1 pseudogene is annotated in these 392 nt (G+C 68.9%); it reads left to right on the forward strand.

From position 1 onward, the window contains the following. Positions 1–392, forward strand: a pseudogene (locus AC0L3P_RS40140) (DUF1522 domain-containing protein); the annotation flags it as partial.

A 392-nucleotide genomic window follows, 5' to 3' on the forward strand; every position in this document is an offset into this window, starting at 1 on the left:
CTGCAGAAGCTGATCGACTCTGCGAAGTCGATCGCCAACCAGGCGCTGCAGACCACGGTCGGCTACTCCACCAAGTCGAACGTCTCCACCACCATCGCGGGTGCGACCGCGGCTGACCTGCGCGGCACCACGAGCTTCGCCAGCGCGACCGCGAGCAGCAACGTTGTGTACAACGGCACGGCCGGCGGCACCACGGCAGCAACCGGTACCACGACGCTCGGCGCCACCATCGGCTCCTTTGCCAGCACCGGCGCAACGGCCGGCGACGGCACCACGGCCCTGACCGGCACCATCACGCTGATCGCCACCAACGGTACGACCGCAACCGGCCTGTCGGCCAACGCCCAGCCCGCCGACGGCGACACGCTGACCGTGAACGGCAAGACCATCAC

It is taken from the genome of Bradyrhizobium sp. WSM4874 (genome assembly GCF_055811835.1).